Annotated in this window: 14 protein-coding genes; 11 read left to right on the forward strand and 3 right to left on the reverse strand. The window is 67.2% G+C overall.

The window, feature by feature from the left end:
- Positions 1-198 precede the first annotated feature (198 nt).
- From argS to AC3WLY_RS15665, 6 genes are all read left to right on the forward strand, one after another.
- The gene (gene argS / locus AC3WLY_RS15640; RefSeq protein WP_492310232.1) at positions 199-1,980 is read left to right on the forward strand and encodes an arginine--tRNA ligase; all 1,782 of its coding nucleotides are present in this window, start codon (positions 199-201) and stop codon (positions 1,978-1,980) included.
- Positions 1,981-2,099: 119 nt separating this feature from the next.
- Positions 2,100-2,993 carry an SPOR domain-containing protein gene (locus tag AC3WLY_RS15645; RefSeq protein WP_347068385.1) on the forward strand — a complete coding sequence of 298 codons (894 nt, stop codon included), beginning with the start codon at positions 2,100-2,102 and terminating at the stop codon, positions 2,991-2,993.
- 69 nt (positions 2,994-3,062) lie between these two features.
- Positions 3,063-3,701 (forward strand): thiol:disulfide interchange protein DsbA/DsbL, encoded by a 639-nt coding sequence (locus tag AC3WLY_RS15650; protein WP_175963795.1) that lies wholly within the window; start codon positions 3,063-3,065, stop codon positions 3,699-3,701.
- A 19-nt stretch (positions 3,702-3,720) separates the two neighbouring features.
- On the forward strand, positions 3,721-4,494 hold the full coding sequence (locus AC3WLY_RS15655; RefSeq protein WP_072437339.1) for an SDR family oxidoreductase: 774 nt from the start codon (positions 3,721-3,723) through the stop codon (positions 4,492-4,494).
- Between the two features lie 413 nt (positions 4,495-4,907).
- Positions 4,908-6,503, forward strand: coding sequence for an ABC transporter substrate-binding protein (locus AC3WLY_RS15660; RefSeq protein WP_492310231.1), 1,596 nt, complete (start codon positions 4,908-4,910; stop codon positions 6,501-6,503).
- Positions 6,504-6,692: 189 nt separating this feature from the next.
- Positions 6,693-8,345: an ABC-F family ATP-binding cassette domain-containing protein gene (locus tag AC3WLY_RS15665; protein WP_492310230.1), complete on the forward strand. Its 1,653-nt coding sequence runs from the start codon at positions 6,693-6,695 to the stop codon at positions 8,343-8,345.
- A gap of 12 nt (positions 8,346-8,357) precedes the next feature.
- Here the strand turns inward: AC3WLY_RS15665 and AC3WLY_RS15670 are convergent, their stop codons facing one another.
- The 3 genes from AC3WLY_RS15670 to AC3WLY_RS15680 form a co-directional block, all read right to left on the reverse strand.
- Complete coding sequence (locus AC3WLY_RS15670) at positions 8,358-8,603, reverse strand: DUF6429 family protein (RefSeq protein ID WP_175963792.1); 246 nt, start codon at positions 8,601-8,603, stop codon at positions 8,358-8,360.
- Between the two features lie 32 nt (positions 8,604-8,635).
- The gene (locus tag AC3WLY_RS15675; RefSeq protein ID WP_492310229.1) at positions 8,636-10,429 is read right to left on the reverse strand and encodes an SWIM zinc finger family protein; all 1,794 of its coding nucleotides are present in this window, start codon (positions 10,427-10,429) and stop codon (positions 8,636-8,638) included.
- A 75-nt stretch (positions 10,430-10,504) separates the two neighbouring features.
- Positions 10,505-11,581: an MBL fold metallo-hydrolase gene (locus tag AC3WLY_RS15680; RefSeq protein WP_492310228.1), complete on the reverse strand. Its 1,077-nt coding sequence runs from the start codon at positions 11,579-11,581 to the stop codon at positions 10,505-10,507.
- A gap of 303 nt (positions 11,582-11,884) precedes the next feature.
- On the opposite strand from AC3WLY_RS15680, the gene aceK reads away from it, so the two are divergent.
- The 5 genes from aceK (at position 11,885) to AC3WLY_RS15705 (ending at position 17,153) form a co-directional block, all read left to right on the forward strand.
- On the forward strand, positions 11,885-13,702 hold the full coding sequence (aceK, locus tag AC3WLY_RS15685; protein WP_425131624.1) for a bifunctional isocitrate dehydrogenase kinase/phosphatase: 1,818 nt from the start codon (positions 11,885-11,887) through the stop codon (positions 13,700-13,702).
- A 56-nt stretch (positions 13,703-13,758) separates the two neighbouring features.
- Positions 13,759-14,526, forward strand: coding sequence for a carbonate dehydratase (gene can, locus AC3WLY_RS15690; RefSeq protein WP_175963788.1), 768 nt, complete (start codon positions 13,759-13,761; stop codon positions 14,524-14,526).
- Positions 14,527-14,616: 90 nt separating this feature from the next.
- Positions 14,617-15,294, forward strand: a complete 678-nt coding sequence (locus AC3WLY_RS15695; protein WP_175963787.1) for an SDR family oxidoreductase — start codon at positions 14,617-14,619, stop codon at positions 15,292-15,294.
- Between the two features lie 39 nt (positions 15,295-15,333).
- The gene (locus tag AC3WLY_RS15700) at positions 15,334-15,771 is read left to right on the forward strand and encodes a YchJ family protein (protein WP_175963786.1); all 438 of its coding nucleotides are present in this window, start codon (positions 15,334-15,336) and stop codon (positions 15,769-15,771) included.
- Positions 15,772-15,878: 107 nt separating this feature from the next.
- Positions 15,879-17,153 (forward strand): dienelactone hydrolase family protein, encoded by a 1,275-nt coding sequence (locus AC3WLY_RS15705; protein ID WP_175963785.1) that lies wholly within the window; start codon positions 15,879-15,881, stop codon positions 17,151-17,153.
- The last annotated feature ends 290 nt before the right edge of the window (positions 17,154-17,443 follow it).

A 17,443-nucleotide genomic window follows, 5' to 3' on the forward strand; every position in this document is an offset into this window, starting at 1 on the left:
ATTCCCTTTTCATCTTGTTGTGCCTGCGCGGCGAGGTTGGGGGGAACGCCGGCAGACCGGCGTCCGGCCTCGCGGACGCGGGGCGCCTGAGCGGCATATTAGCACCTGTTAAAATTCTGCGATCCCTGAAACGCGCGCTTAAAAAGCGCGCCGGCGGCCCGGCGTTTCCGGCCGCCACCAACGAAGCCTTCTACCAGCATGCTGCCAGCACACAAACAGACCCTCGAAGCCCTGCTCGCGGATAGCGTCAAGCAGGTCGCACACGCGCTGAAAGGCGCCGACGCCACGTTCGTCGCCCCGGCCATCACGCTGGAGCGCCCGAAGGTCGCCGCGCACGGCGACGTCGCGTGCAACGTCGCGATGCAGCTCGCCAAGCCGCTCGGCGCGAACCCGCGCCAGCTCGCCGAGCAGATCGTCGCCGCGCTCACCGCGCAGCCGGCCGCGCAAGGGCTCGTCGAAGCCGCCGAAATCGCCGGCCCCGGCTTCATCAACCTGCGCCTGTCGGCCGCCGCGAAGCAGGCGGTGATCGCCGCCGTGTTCGACCAGGGCCGCGCGTTCGGCACGTCGGATCGCGAGAAAGGCAAGCAGGTGCTGCTCGAATTCGTGTCGGCGAACCCGACCGGCCCGCTGCACGTCGGCCACGGCCGCCAGGCCGCGCTCGGCGACGTGCTCGCGAACGTGATCGCGAGCCAGGGCTACGCGGTGCACCGCGAGTTCTACTACAACGACGCGGGCGTGCAGATCGGCAACCTCGCGATCTCGACGCAGGCGCGCGCGCGCGGCCTGAAGCCGGGCGACGCGGGCTGGCCGGAAGCCGCGTACAACGGCGAATACATCGCCGACATCGCACGCGACTACCTGAACGGCGAAACGGTCGCCGCGTCGGACGGCGAGCCCGTCAAGGGCGCGGGCGACGTCGAGGATCTCGACGCGATCCGCAAGTTCGCGGTCACGTACCTGCGTCGCGAACAGGACATGGACCTGCAGGCGTTCGGCGTGAAGTTCGACCAGTACTACCTCGAATCGTCGCTGTACAGCGAAGGCCGCGTCGAGAAGACGGTCGACGCGCTGGTCAAGGCCGGCATGACCTACGAGCAGGACGGCGCGCTGTGGCTGCGCACGACCGACGAAGGCGACGACAAGGATCGCGTGATGCGCAAGTCGGACGGCACGTACACGTACTTCGTGCCGGACGTCGCGTACCACGTGACGAAGTGGGAGCGCGGCTTCACGAAGGTGATCAACATCCAGGGCTCGGACCACCACGGCACGATCGCGCGCGTGCGCGCGGGCCTGCAGGGGCTGCACGTCGGGATCCCGAAGGGCTATCCCGACTACGTGCTGCACAAGATGGTCACCGTGATGCGCGACGGCCAGGAAGTGAAGATCTCGAAGCGCGCGGGCAGCTACGTGACGGTGCGCGACCTGATCGAATGGTCGGGCGGTGCCGCGGCGGGCCAGGAAGCGGCGCCCGACCTGATCGACGAGGCGACCATCACGCGCGGCCGCGACGCGGTGCGTTTCTTCCTGATCTCGCGCAAGGCCGATACCGAGTTCGTGTTCGACATCGACCTGGCGCTGAAACAGAACGACGAGAACCCGGTCTATTACGTCCAGTACGCCCATGCGCGGATCTGCTCGGTGCTCAATGAATTGAAGTCGCGCTACAACGTCGACGCCGCGCAACTGCCGGGCGCCGACCTGTCGCAACTGACGAGCGCGCAGGCCGCATCGCTGATGCAGAAGCTCGCCGAGTATCCGGACATGCTCACGCACGCGGCGAACGAGCTGGCGCCGCACGCGGTCGCGTTCTACCTGCGCGATCTCGCTGGCGAATTCCACTCGTTCTACAATGCGGAGCGCGTGCTGGTCGACGATGAAGCGCCACGCAACGCGCGCGCCGCGCTCCTCGCCGCGACCCGGCAGGTGCTCGAGAACGGCCTGGCGGTGCTCGGCGTGTCCGCGCCCGCCAAGATGTAAGGACGCAAGCGGCCCGAACCGGGCAGCGAATGGCCGCGGCAGCGACCGCCGTCGGATTACCCGCCGTCGGATAGCCCGCCGCGGCCTTTTCACGATTCTTTTTGCAGGTGACTCAAGCAATGGCACAACCACGCCGCACTTCGAAACAATCGAAACAAGCCGGAGGGACATTTCTTGGAATCGTGCTGGGCCTGATCGTCGGCCTCGCGATCGCCGTGGTGGTGGCGCTCTACATCACGCGTTCGCCGTCGCCGTTCGTGTCGAAGGTCGCGCCGCCGCCGGCCGACAACGGCGCGAGCCAGCCGCAGCAGTTCGACCCGAACCGCGCGCTGCAGGGCAAGACGCCCGGCCAGCCGGTGCCGCAGGCCGCGCAGCCCGCACCGCCCAACACCGCGCCCGGCCAGGCCGCGAACCAGACCCAGGGCGGCCTGTTGCCCGAGCCGCAGATCGTCGAAGTGCCGCCGTCGGCCAACGGGTCGAGCGGCTCGAACAACACCGGCAGCTCGAGCAACACGACCGCGTCGAACAATACGTCGTCGGGTAACGGCGTCGCCGTCGCACCGAAGCCGGCCGACACCACGCCGCCGAAGAAGACGCAGCCGCAGCAGCAACAGCAGGCGGGCGAGGACGACCTCGCGCGCTTCGCCGCGCAGAAGCAGGCGCAGCAGGCCGCCGCGCAAAAGCAGCAGCAACAGCAGGCTGCGAACACGCCGAAGCCGACGTCGTCGGCCACCGCCGCCGCGGCAGCGAAGCCGCCGACCGCGAGCGACGCGAATACCGGCTACTTCCTGCAGGTCGGCGCGTACAAGACGGAAGGCGACGCCGAGCAGCAGCGCGCGCGCCTCGGCTTCCAGGGCTTCGAGTCGAAGGTGTCGAAGCGCGATGTCAGCGGCGTGACCTATTTCCGCGTGCGCGTCGGCCCGTTCTCGAAGTTCGAGGATATGAACTCGGCCCGTCAGCGCTTGTCCGATGCAGGTGTCGACACGGCGGTGATCCGCTTCACGAAGCAGTAGGCAGCCGGTCGAGCCCACGCAGAACCCGTTACGTTTCGTAACCCGAGCAACTGATTCGACGTTCACAACATGAAAAAACTGCTTAGCACGCTCCTTCTGTCCCTGGGCCTCGCGGCCGGCTTCGCCCAGGCAACGCCTGCCGCACCGGTCGCCGGCAAGGACTTCGAGGTGATGAAGTCGCCGCAGCCGGTGTCCGCGCCGGCCGGCAAGGTCGAGGTGATCGAGTTCTTCTGGTACGGCTGCCCGCACTGCTACGAATTCGAGCCGACGATCGAGGCCTGGGTGAAGAAGCAGGGCAACAACATCGACTTCAAGCGCGTGCCGGTCGCATTCCGCGACGATTTCATCCCGCACTCGAAGCTGTTCTATGCGGTGTCCGCGCTCGGCATCTCCGAGAAGGTCACGCCGGCGATCTTCAACGCGATCCACAAGCAGAAGAACTACCTGCTGACGCCGCAGGCGCAGGCCGACTTCCTGGCCACGCAGGGCGTCGACAAGAAGCAGTTCATGGACGCGTACAACTCGTTCAGCGTGCAGGGCCAGGTGAAGCAGTCGGCCGAACTGCTGAAGAACTATGCGATCGACGGCGTGCCGACGGTCGTCGTCCAGGGCAAGTACAAGACGGGCCCCGCTTACACGAACAGCATCCCGGGTACCGCCCAGGCGCTCGACTTCCTCGTGAAGCAGGTTCAGGACAAGAAGCTCTGACCCCCGCCCGCGCGCCGGCATGACTACTCCGCTGAAGGTCTTCATCACCGGCGCGTCGAGCGGCCTCGGCCTCGCGATGGCCGAGGAATACGCCCGCCAGGGCGCCACGCTCGCGCTCGTCGCGCGACGCACCGAGGCGCTCGATGCGTTCGCGCGGCGTTTCCCCAAGCTGTCCATCTCCGTCTATTCCGCCGACGTGCGCGACGCCGACGCGCTCGCGACGGCCGCCGCGTCGTTCATCGCGACGCACGGCTGCCCGGACGTCGTGATCGCGAACGCGGGCATCAGCCAGGGCGCCGTCACGGGCCAGGGCGATCTCGCGACGTTCCGCAACGTGATGGACATCAACTACTACGGGATGGTCGCGACGTTCGAGCCGTTCGTCGGCCCGATGACGGCCGCGCGCCACGGCACGCTGGTCGGCGTCGCGAGCGTCGCCGGCGTGCGCGGCCTGCCCGGCTCCGGCGCGTACAGCGCGTCGAAATCGGCCGCGATCAAGTATCTCGAATCGCTGCGCGTCGAGCTGCGTCCGGCCGGCGTCGGCGTCGTGACGATCGCGCCCGGCTACATCCGCACGCCGATGACCGCGCACAACCCGTACCGGATGCCGTTCCTGATGGACGCCGACCGCTTCGCCGCGCGCGCGGCGAAAGCGATCGCACGGCAGCACGCGTTCCGCGTGATTCCGTGGCAGATGGGCGTCGTCGCGAAGGTGCTGCACGTGCTGCCGCGCTGGCTGTACGACCGCCTGTTCGAGAAGGCGCCGCGCAAGCCGAAGGCCGGCGCGCACTGAGCGCATCGGGCACCCGGTAGGTCGCCCGCCGCGCCGGTATTTCGTCCTCGGCGCAGTGCCGCGCCTGCACCGCGCAGGCCGCTTCCTTCCGGCCGGGCCGCCCGTCGCGCACCGCCTCCGCGATCCTGCCGATCCCGCTGGTCCCGCTGATCCGCGCGTACGCCGCCGACTTCACGGTCGCCCGTCGTTCACCGTCTCGCCAGCCTCGCCTCCCGCACCTCCGCGCCGCCCCAACACCCGTTCCGTCGCGAACGCAGCCGTTTTTCGGTCAATTCACCGCGTTCCGGCGCCTTTTTTCACGCGCCGCGCGCTTTGCCGGTATGCTGTTCGCCAGCCGCGCCGGCCCCGCCCGCTTCCGGGCCGCGCCCGCATCCCGTCACCCAGCAAAAAGCACAAGCCACGTGGAAGATCCTATGCACGTCAAGCTGTTCGCCGCGGCCGCGGTCGCCGCCGCACTCGCCGCCCCCTGCCTCGCCGCCGCCAAACCGCTCACCGTCTGCACGGAATCGAGCCCGGACGGCTTCGACGTCGTGCAGTACAACTCGCTCGTCACGATCAACGCATCGGCCGACGTGATCTTCAACACGCTCGTGTCGTACGACGAAGCCGCGAAAAAGGTCGTGCCCGCGCTCGCCGACAAATGGGACGCGAGCGCCGACGGCCTCACCTACACGTTCCACCTGCGCCCGAACGTCGCGTTCCAGACCACCGACTATTTCAAGCCGGGCCGCGCGCTCGACGCGGACGACGTCGTGTTCACGTTCACGCGGATGCTCGACGATTCGAACCCGTGGCACAAGGTGGTCGGCGCGAGCGGCTTCCCGCACGCGCAGTCGATGGGCCTCGTGAAGCTCGTGAAGTCGGTCACGAAGGTCGACGACAGCACCGTGAAATTCGTGCTGAACGAGCCGAACGCGACGTTCGTGCCGATCCTGACGATGGGCTTCGCGTCGATCTATTCCGCCGAATACGCGGACCAGTTGCTGAAGGCCGGCAAGCAGGCCGACCTGAACGCGAAGCCGGTCGGCACGGGCCCGTTCGTGCTGAAGAGCTATACGAAGGACGCGCTGATCCGCTACGACGCGAACCCGACGTACTGGGGCGCGAAGCCGAAGGTCGACCGGCTGATCTACGCGATCACGCCCGACCCGTCGGTGCGCCTGCAGAAGGTGAAGGCCGGCGAATGCCAGATCGCGCTGTCGCCGAAGCCGCAGGACGTGCTCGCCGCGAAGGGCGAAAGCGCGCTGAAGGTCGTGCAGACGCCCGCGTTCATGACCGCGTTCGTCGCGCTGAACACGCAGAAGAAACCGCTCGACAACGACAAGGTGCGCGAGGCGCTGAACCTCGCGTTCGATCGCGCGACCTACCTGAAGGTCGTGTTCGACAACACCGCGACGGCCGCGAACAACCCGTATCCGCCGAACACGTGGAGCTACGCGAAGGACGTCGCGCCGTATGCGTACGATCCCGCGAAGGCGAAGCAGTTGCTCGCGCAGGCCGGCTTCCCGAACGGCTTCTCGACGACGATCTGGACGCGCCCGACCGGTAGCGTGCTGAACCCGAACCCGAAGGTCGGCGCGGAGCTGCTGCAAGCCGACCTCGCGAAGATCGGCGTGAAGGCCGACGTGAAGGTGATCGAATGGGGCGAGCTGATCAAGCAGGCAAAACTCGGCCAACATGACATGCTGTTCATGGGCTGGGCCGGCGACAACGGCGATCCGGACAACTACCTGTCGCCGCTGTTCAGTTGCAACGCGGTGAAGTCGGGCATCAACTTCGCGCGCTTCTGCGACGCGCAGCTCGACAAGCTGATCGCCGACGGCAAGTCGACCGCCGACCAGGCCAAGCGCGCGAAGCTGTATGAAACCGCGCAGAAGATCATCCACGACCAGGCGCTGTGGATCCCGCTCGGCTACCCGACCGCCGCGGCGCTCACGCGCACGAACGTGAGCGGCTATCGCGTGAGCCCGTTCGGACGGCAGAACTTCACGACGGTCGCCGTGCAGTGACCGCGCGTGGCGCGCAAGCGACGGCGTTCGCGCCGCTCGCTTGCGGCCCGCGCCCCCCGCTTGCTACACTCCGCTCCTATTCCTCATACCGGACGCCAGCCAAAGTGAACAACTAAGCCTTCCCAAAATGTTTTCGCCGCCGTGCCCCGCACGCCGCGCGAAGGTCTTCACGCATTTTCGGAGGTGCCTATGGCTGCAGCCACGCCCACCGGCGCGCTCGTCGCGCTTCATCACGTTTCCTTCCGCTTCGACGACGGCTTCACGCTGTTCGATTCGCTCGACCTTTCCATCGATCGCACGCCGACGGGCATCGTCGGCCGCAACGGCATCGGCAAGAGCCTGCTCGCGCAGCTGATCGCGGGCCGCTGCGCGCCGAGTTCGGGGACGATCGACCGGCATGCGCCGGTCGTCTACGTCGCGCAACGGCACGACGACGACGCAGCGGCCGGCCCGCGGACCGTCTCGCAAATCTCCGCGCTCGATGCGCCGCTCGGCGCGCTTGCGCGTCTCGCGAACGGCCGCGCGGAGCCGCACGACTTCGACCTGATCGGCGACCGCTGGGATCTCGCCGAGCGGCTGCGCACGGCGCTCGACGCGGCCGGCCTGCACGACGTGCGTCCCGACATGCCCGCGCACGCGCTGAGCGGCGGCCAGCTCGCACGCGTCGCGCTGATCGGCGCGTTGCTGTCCGGCGCCGGCCTGCTGGTGCTCGACGAACCGACCAATCAGCTCGACGCGCCGGGCCGTGCGTGGCTACGCGCGGCGCTCGACGGCTGGCGCGGCGGGCTCGTGATCGTGAGCCACGACCGTGCGCTGCTCGCCGGCGTGCAGCGCATCGTCGAGCTGACACCGCAACGCGTGCGCTCGTACGGCGGCAACTACGCGTTCTACCGCGCGCAGCGCGACGCGGAACAGGACGCCGCGCAAGCAGCACTCGACCATGCGCGCACCGAACGCGGGCGCGTCAGGCGCAGGCTCGAACAGGAACACGACACGATCCAGCGTCACGCGGCCGGCTCGCTGCGCGATGCGAAGACGGCCAACCTGTCGTCGATGGCGAAACAAAGCCGCAAGGGTGCGGCGCGCAGCATCATGGGGCAAGTCCGGCGCCAACAGGACGATTTCAAGGCAACGCTCGACGAACGCGTGCAGCAGGCGGCCGCGCGCGTCGAAGCCGATGCGCCCGTGCTCGTGTCGCTACCGGGCACCGAGATCAGCGCGCGCCGTCAGCTATTCACGCTCGAACGCGCGCAACTGCCGTGGCGCGCGGCCGGCGATGCGGATTCGGATTCGATCACGTGGTCGGCGAGCGGCGCCGTGCGCATCGCGCTGACGGGCCCGAACGGCTGCGGCAAATCGACGTTGCTGCGGATGCTCGCGGGCGAGCTCGCGCCGCGTTCAGGCACATGCACGACGCACGTGAGCGCCGCGTATCTCGACCAGCGGCTCGCGCTGCTCGATCCCGGGCGCTCGATCGTCGAGCAGTTGGGGCTGCTCGATACGCCGCTCGCCGAAGGCGACCTGCGCAGCCGCCTCGCGCTGTTGCAGCTCGACGCGACGCGCGCGACGCAGCCTGCACGACAGCTGAGCGGCGGCGAACGGCTGAAGGCCGCGCTCGCGTGCGCGTTGTGGCGTGGCTCACCCGCGCAACTGCTGCTGCTCGACGAGCCGACCAATCACCTCGATCTCGAATCGGTGCGCGCGATCGAAGCCGCGCTGGCCGGCTTCCCGGGCGCGATCGTGGTCGCATCGCACGACGCCGCGTTTCTCGCGGCGCTCGAACCGACGCACACGATGCAATGGCATCGCGACGGGTGGCGCTACGAACCCGTCGCGTGGTGAAGCGCAGGGGCGTCACGGTTCGCCGCGACTGCCCGGGTCAACGAAAAGCCGTTCGAACAAGCGTCTGGATTCGCGCAAACCCTCGTCGGTCAGGACCACGGATTTCGCGTTGTTCACGGGGTTGCCGATCAAACCGCGCGCGTGCAGGCGATTCAACACGTCCCAATCGAGCCCCTTCCATGCGCGATTGTGGTCGTGCAGAGTCAACTGGAGCAGCGCAAGGACTGCGTCATCGATTGCTGCCGTATCGATTTCCATACGATTTCCATCCCGATACCCGATCGAGCCGGTCACGCGCGCTGCACGTCGAGCGTCGCGAGCAACTTGATGAAGTTGCGCTTCGCGCGATACGTCTTCCGGACCGCATCGAGTTCCATGTCGAATTCCGCCTTCTGTCGCTGCGCCGCCCGCAGCGCACCGATCGCCTGCACGACGCGAAACGCCTCGTCGTAACGCGCACCACCGGTCCCGCGTTCGACGGCGATCGGCAACAACCGGTGATACAGCGCGATCGCATCGGCAGGATGCGTCTTCGCGCGTGCGGCCGCCATCGCCGGCCATACGCCAGTCTCGACCGGGCCGCCGCCAAACGCGTCCCACGCCGCTGCGTCGTCCTTTTCCGCAAGCAGCAGCTTGACGAGTTCGGTGCGCGCCGAAGGCTGCCAGCCCCGGCGCGCGCGGCCGGCCCGGGTCGGCGCTTCCTGGCTCCGCGCGAGAGACAGCAGATGCGAAACCGCGCGCTCCCGCACGGCATCGCGTCGCTTCGTCACTTTTGCGACCTTCATCAACGCCGAGAATGCTTCCGCCGTTGGATGATCGTCGAAACGCTGCCACGCGAGTTCATCGGCCCGATCGAATTCGCGGCGACGCAAGTATTCGTCGATACAGAAGCCCAGAAGACGAAAATCGCGACGATCGCCCGCTTCGCGCAACCCGCGCTCGGCCCATGCCAGCCCTTCGTCGAAGCGGCCATGCTCCGCGCACCATTCCGCGATCTGCGCGAATCGGTACGACGCCGACAGATCCTTCGACCAGATGCGAATCAGCGCGTCGACGTCGCCGTCGTGCCTCGCCAGCGATTCCATCGCATGCTCGAGATTCAAGCGTACCGAATCGTACGAACGCCGATCGTCCCGCCCCGCCGGCAGCGGGGGCAGCGCGGCCCAGTGATGCTCGACCAGTTCCCGATAGCGGCTCAATCCCGCGTCGCCCAGCGGTTCCGCATAGGCCGGCAGCACGCCGCGGAACGTATCCCACTGCCCGTCGACCTGCAGGCGGAACAGGCGTTCGGCAAGCTGGACGGCGTCCGGGCGTGTCCGCCGGCATGCATCGAGATGCAGTTCGGCCAACTCGTGGAACCCGGGCGCCACGCTGCCACCCGAGTCGTCGATCTGTTCGAGGCTCGCCTCCGCATCGGCGATCGCGAGTTCGGTCAGCTCGACCACGTGCACGGCATGCGGACCGTCGAGTTGCCGGCGCAACATGCCGGCCAGCTCGAACAGGTTTTCTCCGTAAAGGTGCGCTTCGTCCCAGCCGAGCGGCCGTGCGACGCGCGCCAACTGGCGGACCGCAGCCTTCAGGCTCGAGATGTCGTCGGCATTCGCGGCGCGGGCCTCGAACAACAGCCTGTCGCGCAAGGACCTGTCGCGTTCGGCCGCGTCGAGCAACCGGTTCCGCAACGCATCCGCGTCCAGCGTCGCCAGATACTCATGAATCAGTTCCGCATAGGTCTTGCGCTTTCGTCTCGGGCGCACCGTCTCAGGTACGTCGCGATGAAAGACCTCCTCGCCGCTGTTTTCGAGCCACGACAACGCAACGGCCACCGCATGCTTGCAGAACACCTCGTCTTCGCCGACCGGGCAATTGCACGAATAATCCAGCGTGCCGTCGTCGTCCGCCGCCAGTTCGACGTGGTAGCGATATGTGCCGCGCACGGTCGCCGATACCGAGCCGTCGCGCTCGGTCAGTCGCGAAACGACGCCATCGTGGTAATAAGCCTCGCCACGTGCGAAGGATTTCGGGTCGGCCAGCTCGCGGATTGACGCAAGCGTAATGACATCGGCAAGAGAAACGCTATGCGGCATGATTCATCGTGGATATTCAGGTTGACGCCGACGATTCTACAAAAAGCGCCACGGACACTTTCATCGATACCCCGCTCAACGGCGCGCAAAACGCAGCACGCCGTCGTCGCCCTGCTCGCGCACGAGTTCCCCCGCGAGCCATAGCAGGTTCAAATGCGCGAGCGCCTCGCCGAGCGCGAACGTCATCTGGTGAATGTCGAGCTCGCGGCGGCGGAACATGATCGGCACGATGTCGGCCGCGCTCATCGGCTGCTCCGCGCACGCGACGCGCACTTCGTCGAGCCGCGCGTCGTGGTGTTCGCGCAGTTGCGCGATGCGCGTGCGCACACCGCGGAACGGCTTGCCGTGCGACGGCAGCACGAGCGTGTCGGGCGCCATCGTCTCGTAGCGGCCGAGCGACTGCAGGTACAGCGCGAGCGGGTTCGCTTCCGGCTCGAGGTCGAACACGGACACGTTCGTCGAGATGCGCGGCAGCACCATGTCGCCGGAGATCAGCACGCCGTCCGCTTCGCTGTGCAGCGCGCAATGTTCAGGCGAATGGCCGTAGCCGGTGACGACGCGCCACGTGCGCGCGCCGATCGTCACCGCATCGCCTTCGCGCAGGCGCCGATAGCGCGGCGGCACGGCCGGCACGAGATCCGAGTAGTAGCTGCGGCGGTTGCGCAGCTTGTCGAGCGCGGCCGGATCGGTCAGCCCGTGGCGCGCGAAATGATCGGCGGCGGCCGCGCCGCCCGCGTTCGAGCCGTTGCCGGCCGCCATCAGGCAGCCGAACAGGTATTCACCGAGCGTCATCCACAGCCGCACGTTCCAGCGGCCCTTGTCGCCGCCGTCGCACAGCCAGTTCGCGAGGCCGAAGTGATCGGGGTGGCAGTGCGTGACGAGCACGCGCAGCACGGGCAGGCCGTCGAGATGCGTGTCGAAGATCTGCTCCCAGTTCGTGCGGATCGCGTCCGACGAGATCCCGCAATCGACGATCGTCCAGCCGGCCTGCCCGTCGATCTCGTCGCGCAGCAGCCACAGGTTGATGTGGTCGAGCGAGAACGGCAGCGGCATGCGCAGCCAGCGCACGCCGGGCGCGACCTCGAACGTGTCGCCCGCGGCGGGCAGCGTGTCGGCGAAGGGATAGTCGAGTTGGTGTTCCAGTGCGTTCATCGGTGGGGCGTCTCGTCGTTATCGGTGCGAATGCGCGCCGGCGGCAGGCCGCGGCGGGCGGTGCGTCGATTCTATCGCCGTCGCGCGAAACGCGTGCCCGGCAGCCGCCGGCCCGTCAAAAAAGTTCGTGTCAGAATCGGTTCCGTACCCGTATCTTTACGCGAAGATGCACCGAACGGCACCCAACGACGGATAACCCGCCGCTTGCCGGCCGGCCACGCGTCGCCGCAAAGTCTTTGATCCGCCCGCTTGGGCGCTAAAATGGCGAGTGCTTACAGTCCCTCCCGAACGAGCCTGCACGCAATGAATCACTTCCCCAAACTGCTGTCGTCGCAGATCGGTTTCGACGTCGCGCAGACGATGCTCGAAAACTTCGACCGCCACTACCGGATCTTCCGCGAAGCGGCCGTCGACGCGAAGACGCTGTTCGAGCGCGCCGACTGGCACGGGCTGCAGCGGCTCGCGCGCGAGCGGATCACGTCGTACGACGATCGCGTGCAGGAGTGCGTCGAGGTGCTGGAAGACGAATACGACGCGGAGAACATCGACGACGAGGTCTGGCAGCAGATCAAGCTGCACTATATCGGCCTGCTCACGTCGCACCGCCAGCCCGAGTGCGCGGAGACGTTCTTCAATTCGGTGTGCTGCAAGATCCTGCACCGCTCGTATTTCAACAACGATTTCATCTTCGTGCGCCCGGCGATCTCGACCGAGTATCTCGAGAACGACGAGCCGGCCGCGAAACCGACCTACCGCGCATACTACCCGGGCACCGACGGGCTCGCGGTCACGCTCGAGCGCATCGTCACGAATTTTCAGCTGGAGCCGCCGTTCGAGGATCTCGAGCGCGACATCGCGTGCGTGATGCAGGCGATCCACGACGAGTTCGGCCACTTCGATGCAGCACCGAATTTCCAGATCCACGTGCTGTCGTCGCTGTTCTTCCGCAACAAGAGCGCGTACATCGTCGGCCGCATCATCAATGCCGATCGCGTGCTGCCGTTCGCGGTGCCGATCCGCCACGTGCGCCCGGGCCTGCTCGCGCTCGACACCGTGCTGCTGCGCCGCGACCTGCTGCAGATCATCTTCAGCTTCTCGCACTCGTATTTCCTCGTCGACATGGGCGTGCCGTCCGCGTATGTCGACTTCCTGTGCACGATCATGCCAGGCAAGCCGAAGGCGGAAATCTACACGTCGGTCGGCCTGCAGAAGCAGGGCAAGAACCTGTTCTACCGCGACCTGCTGCACCACCTGTCGCACTCGAGCGACCGCTTCATCGTCGCGCCCGGGATCAAGGGCCTCGTGATGCTCGTGTTCACGCTGCCGTCGTTCCCGTACGTGTTCAAGATCATCAAGGATCAGTTCCCGCCGCCGAAGGAAACGACGCGCGCGCAGATCATGGAGAAGTACCAGCTCGTGAAGCGCCACGACCGCCTTGGGCGGATGGCCGACACGCTCGAGTATTCGAGCGTCGCGCTGCCGCTCGCGCGGCTCGACCATGCGCTCGTGCGCGAACTCGAGAAGGAAGTGCCGTCGCTGCTCGAATACGAGGACGACAATCTCGTGATCAAGCACCTGTACATCGAGCGCCGGATGACGCCGCTGAACCTGTACCTGCAGAACGGCACCGACGCGGACATCGAGCACGGCGTGAAGGAGTACGGCAACGCGGTGAAGGAGCTGATGAAGGCGAACATCTTCCCCGGCGACATGCTGTACAAGAACTTCGGCGTCACGCGCCACGGCCGCGTCGTGTTCTACGACTACGACGAGATCGAGTACCTGACCGACTGCAACGTGCGCCGCGTGCCGGCGCCGCGCAACGAGGAAGACGAGATGTCCGGCGAACCGTGGTATACCGTCGGCCCGCACGACATCTTTCCGGAAACCTACGGACCGTTCCTGCTCGGCGACCCGCGCGTGCGGGACGTATTCATGAAGCATCACGCGGACTTTTTCGATCCCGTGCTGTGGCAGACGAGCAAGGACAAGCTGCTGCAGGGCGAATTGCCCGATTTTTATCCATACGACGCGGCGCTGCGTTTTTGCGTGCGCTATCCCGCGCGCTTCGGCGCGACGGACCAGAACGACGGTGAAGGCGACGCGCAGCGCGCCGCCTGACGCCGGTTTCACCAAACCCGATATCGACCCGAGTTCCGAAAACGGAATCCACACCGATGAACACCCCAGTCAACCCGCTCTCGCACCTGTTCGACAACAACGACGCCTGGGTCAGGCGCAAGCTCGCCGACGATCCCGAGTTCTTCACGCGCCTCGCCGACCAGCAGGCGCCGGAATACCTGTGGATCGGCTGCTCGGATTCGCGCGTGCCCGCGAACCAGATCATCGGCCTGCCGCCGGGCGAAGTGTTCGTCCACCGCAACATCGCGAACGTCGTCGTGCACAGCGACCTGAACTGCCTGTCGGTGATCCAGTTCGCGGTCGACATCCTGCGCGTGAAGCACATCATGGTCGTCGGCCACTACGGCTGCTCGGGCGTGAACGCGGCGCTGCACAACCGCCGCGTCGGCCTCGCGGACAACTGGCTGCATCACGTGCAGGACGTGCGCGAGCGCCATGCGGCGCTGCTCGACGAATGGCCGGTGGGCGAGGCGCGCTATCGCCGCCTGATCGAGCTGAACGCGATCGAGCAGGTCGTCAACGTGTGCCGCACGACGATCGTCAACGACGCATGGGCACGCGGCCAGTCGCTCACCGTGCACGGGCTCGTGTATGGCGTGCACGACGGCCGGATGCGCAACCTCGGGATGGCCGTGTCGAACTTCGAAGCGCTCGACGAAACCTACAAGCGCTGCGTCGCCGCGCTGACCGCTGGCGGCCAGCATGCGCCCGACAACGACATGGTCGCCGCCGATGCCGCGCAAATGAACGGAGTCGCGCAGGCGGTGGTCGATACCCTGAAGCCTTGCACGGACGCGGAGTAAGCGCGCGTTCCGCGTCGGCGGAAACGCAATGGCAACCTGCATCGAACTGACCTGACGCCGTCACCACGGCACTGCAAAGGAGCGGCGAACATGAAAACCGTACTGATCGTCGGCGCATCGCGCGGCCTCGGCCGCGAATTCGTCCGGCAATACCGGCGCGACGGCTGGAACGTGATCGCCACCGCGCGCGACGAAGCGTCGCTCGCCGCGCTGCGCGCGCTCGGCGCGCAAGCGCATGCGCTCGACATCGCGCAGCCCGAGCAGATCGCGGCGCTCGGCTGGAAGCTCGACGGCGAACGGCTCGATGCGGCCGTGCTCGTGTCGGGCGTCTACGGGCCGCGCACCGAAGGCGTCGAGACGATCGCCGCCGAGGATTTCGACGCGGTGATGCACACGAACGTGCGCGGGCCGATGCAGTTGCTGCCGATCCTGCTGCCGCTCGTCGAGGATGCGCGCGGCGTGCTGGCCGTCGTGTCGAGCCGGATGGGCAGCATCGCCGAGGCGACCGGCACGACCGGCTGGCTGTACCGCGCGAGCAAGGCGGCGCTGAACGACGTGCTGCGCATCGCGTCGCTGCAGACGCGCCACGCCGCGTGCATCTCGCTGCATCCCGGCTGGGTGCGCACCGACATGGGCGGCGCGCAGGCCGCGATCGATCCGGAAACCAGCGTGACCGGCATGCGCCGCGTGATCGCCGAAGCCGGCGCCGACGTGTCGCAGGCAAACGGCCGTTTCTTCCAGTACGACGGCATCGAGCTGAGCTGGTGAGCCGCGGTCACAACCGAGCGTCGTTAATTCCCGTTTCGCATGAATTTGAACCGACCTGACGCGTGCCCGTGCGGCGGCGCGTCCCCTGCTCCCGCCGGCAAAGCGCCGGCCCCGCGCTATGCGGCCTGCTGCGGCCGCTTCATCGACGGCGGCGAAGCCGCGCCGACGGCGCTCGAGTTGATGCGTTCGCGGTACAGCGCGTACGTGCTCGGCGCGACCGGCTACCTGCGCGCGACGTGGGCCGCGCGCACCTGCCCGCCCGATCTCGACACCGATCCCGAAGCGCCCGACGCGCCGCGCTGGCTCGGCCTCGCGGTAAAACGCCATGTGCCGCTCGACGAACGGCACGCGGAGGTCGAATTCGTGGCCCGCTACAAGGTTGGCGGACGTGCTTACCGGCTCCACGAGACGAGCCGTTTCGAGCGCGACGAGCACGGTTTCTGGCGCTATGTCGACGGCGAAGTAAGCGAACGCTGACAAATAGTTGCTGTGTCAGACGCCGGGTAATTCCCGCATTGCACAACCTGATTTTGTCAGGCTAGGATGGCCGTCAGATTGGTCATGTTGCATGGCAGGGCTTACGAATGGCGTTCAGCAAGGTATTGGTGGGATGGATGGCGGCCGGTGCGCTGTCGGCCGCTCAGGCCGGTACGCTGCCGAACGCAAATACGGGTGCCGGCACCGCAAGCGGGTCGCTCGCCCACGCCGAACGCTTCGACTACGGCGGCTCGAACCTGCCGCAGGTCGCAGCCGGCCTCAACGAACAGATCCTCCGCATTCCGGCCGATGCTTCGGGCGCCGTCACGCTCGAGGCGACGCTCTTCAAGCCGGACGGCCCCGGCCCATTCCCGCTCGTCGTCTTCAACCACGGCAAGAACACCGGCGATCTCCATCTGCAGCCGCGCAGCCGGCCGCTCGCGTTCGCCCGCGAATTCGTGCGCCGCGGCTATGCGGTGATCGCGCCGAACCGCCAGGGCTTCGCCGGCTCGGGCGGCACCTATCAGCAGGAAGGCTGCAACGTCGGCAAGAACGGCCTCGCGCAGGCCGCCGACGTCGACGCGACGGTGCGCTACATGTCGCGCCAGTCGTATGTCGATGCGTCGCGCATCGTCGTCGCCGGCACGTCGCACGGCGGCCTCGTATCGGTTGCGTACGGCACCGAAGCCGCACCGGGCGTGCGCGGCATCATCAACTTCTCCGGCGGGCTGCGCCAGGATCTCTGCGACGGCTGGCAGCGCAACCTGGTCGACGCATTCGACCAGTACGGCGCACGCACGGCCGTGCGGTCGCTGTGGCTGTACGGCGACAACGATTCGGTGTGGACGCCCGGGCTCGTCGCGCAAATGCACGACGCGTACGTGTCGCACGGCACGCAAGCCCAGTTCATCGATTTCGGCCGCTACAAGGACGACGCGCACCGGCTGATCGTCGATCGCGACGGCGTGCCGGTCTGGTGGCCGGCCGTCAACGCGTTCCTCGAGAAGCTGAACCTGCCGACCTCGGTGCGCTACGCGGTCGCGAACCCGCACGAACCGAAGGCCACCGGCTATGCGGCCATCGACGCGGTCAACGCGGTGCCGTATGTCGACGAAGCCGGCCGCGAAGGCTATCGCCGCTTCCTGAACCAGCATCCTAGCCGCGCGTTCGCGGTGTCGTCGGAAGGTGCGTGGTCGTGGGCCGAAGGCGGCGACGACCCGATGGCGCTCGCGCTCGACAACTGCGCGAAACAGGGCGCGGGCGCGTGCCGGCTGTATGCGGTCAACGACCGCGTCGTGTGGAACGCAAACACGACGCAGACGGCCGACAACGGCGACGGCAGCACGCACGACGCCGATACGCACGCGCTGGCTTCGCGCTGACGCGCGGCGGGCCGTACGCCGCGCCTTTTTCGCCTCCCTTCCCGCTTCCCGCCTCGTTCTTCCGTGCGCGATCGCATCGCGCCGTATTCGCGCGTTCGCGCCATCGCCTGCCGTTCCGGCAGCCTGCCCCCGGATTCCGCAGACCATTCCGCCGCCGCGGTTCGCGCGTGGCATCGCCCAGCTTTGCCGGCCGCTTCGATCCCCGATTTTTCGCGATCGCACCGTGCCCGTCCCGCGATTTTTTCTGTCGGGGGGTGTCACTCTAACGTCGTTATCTGCGCTCATTTCAG

The sequence above is a fragment of the Burkholderia sp. FW306-1C-G01B genome, assembly GCF_058781685.1.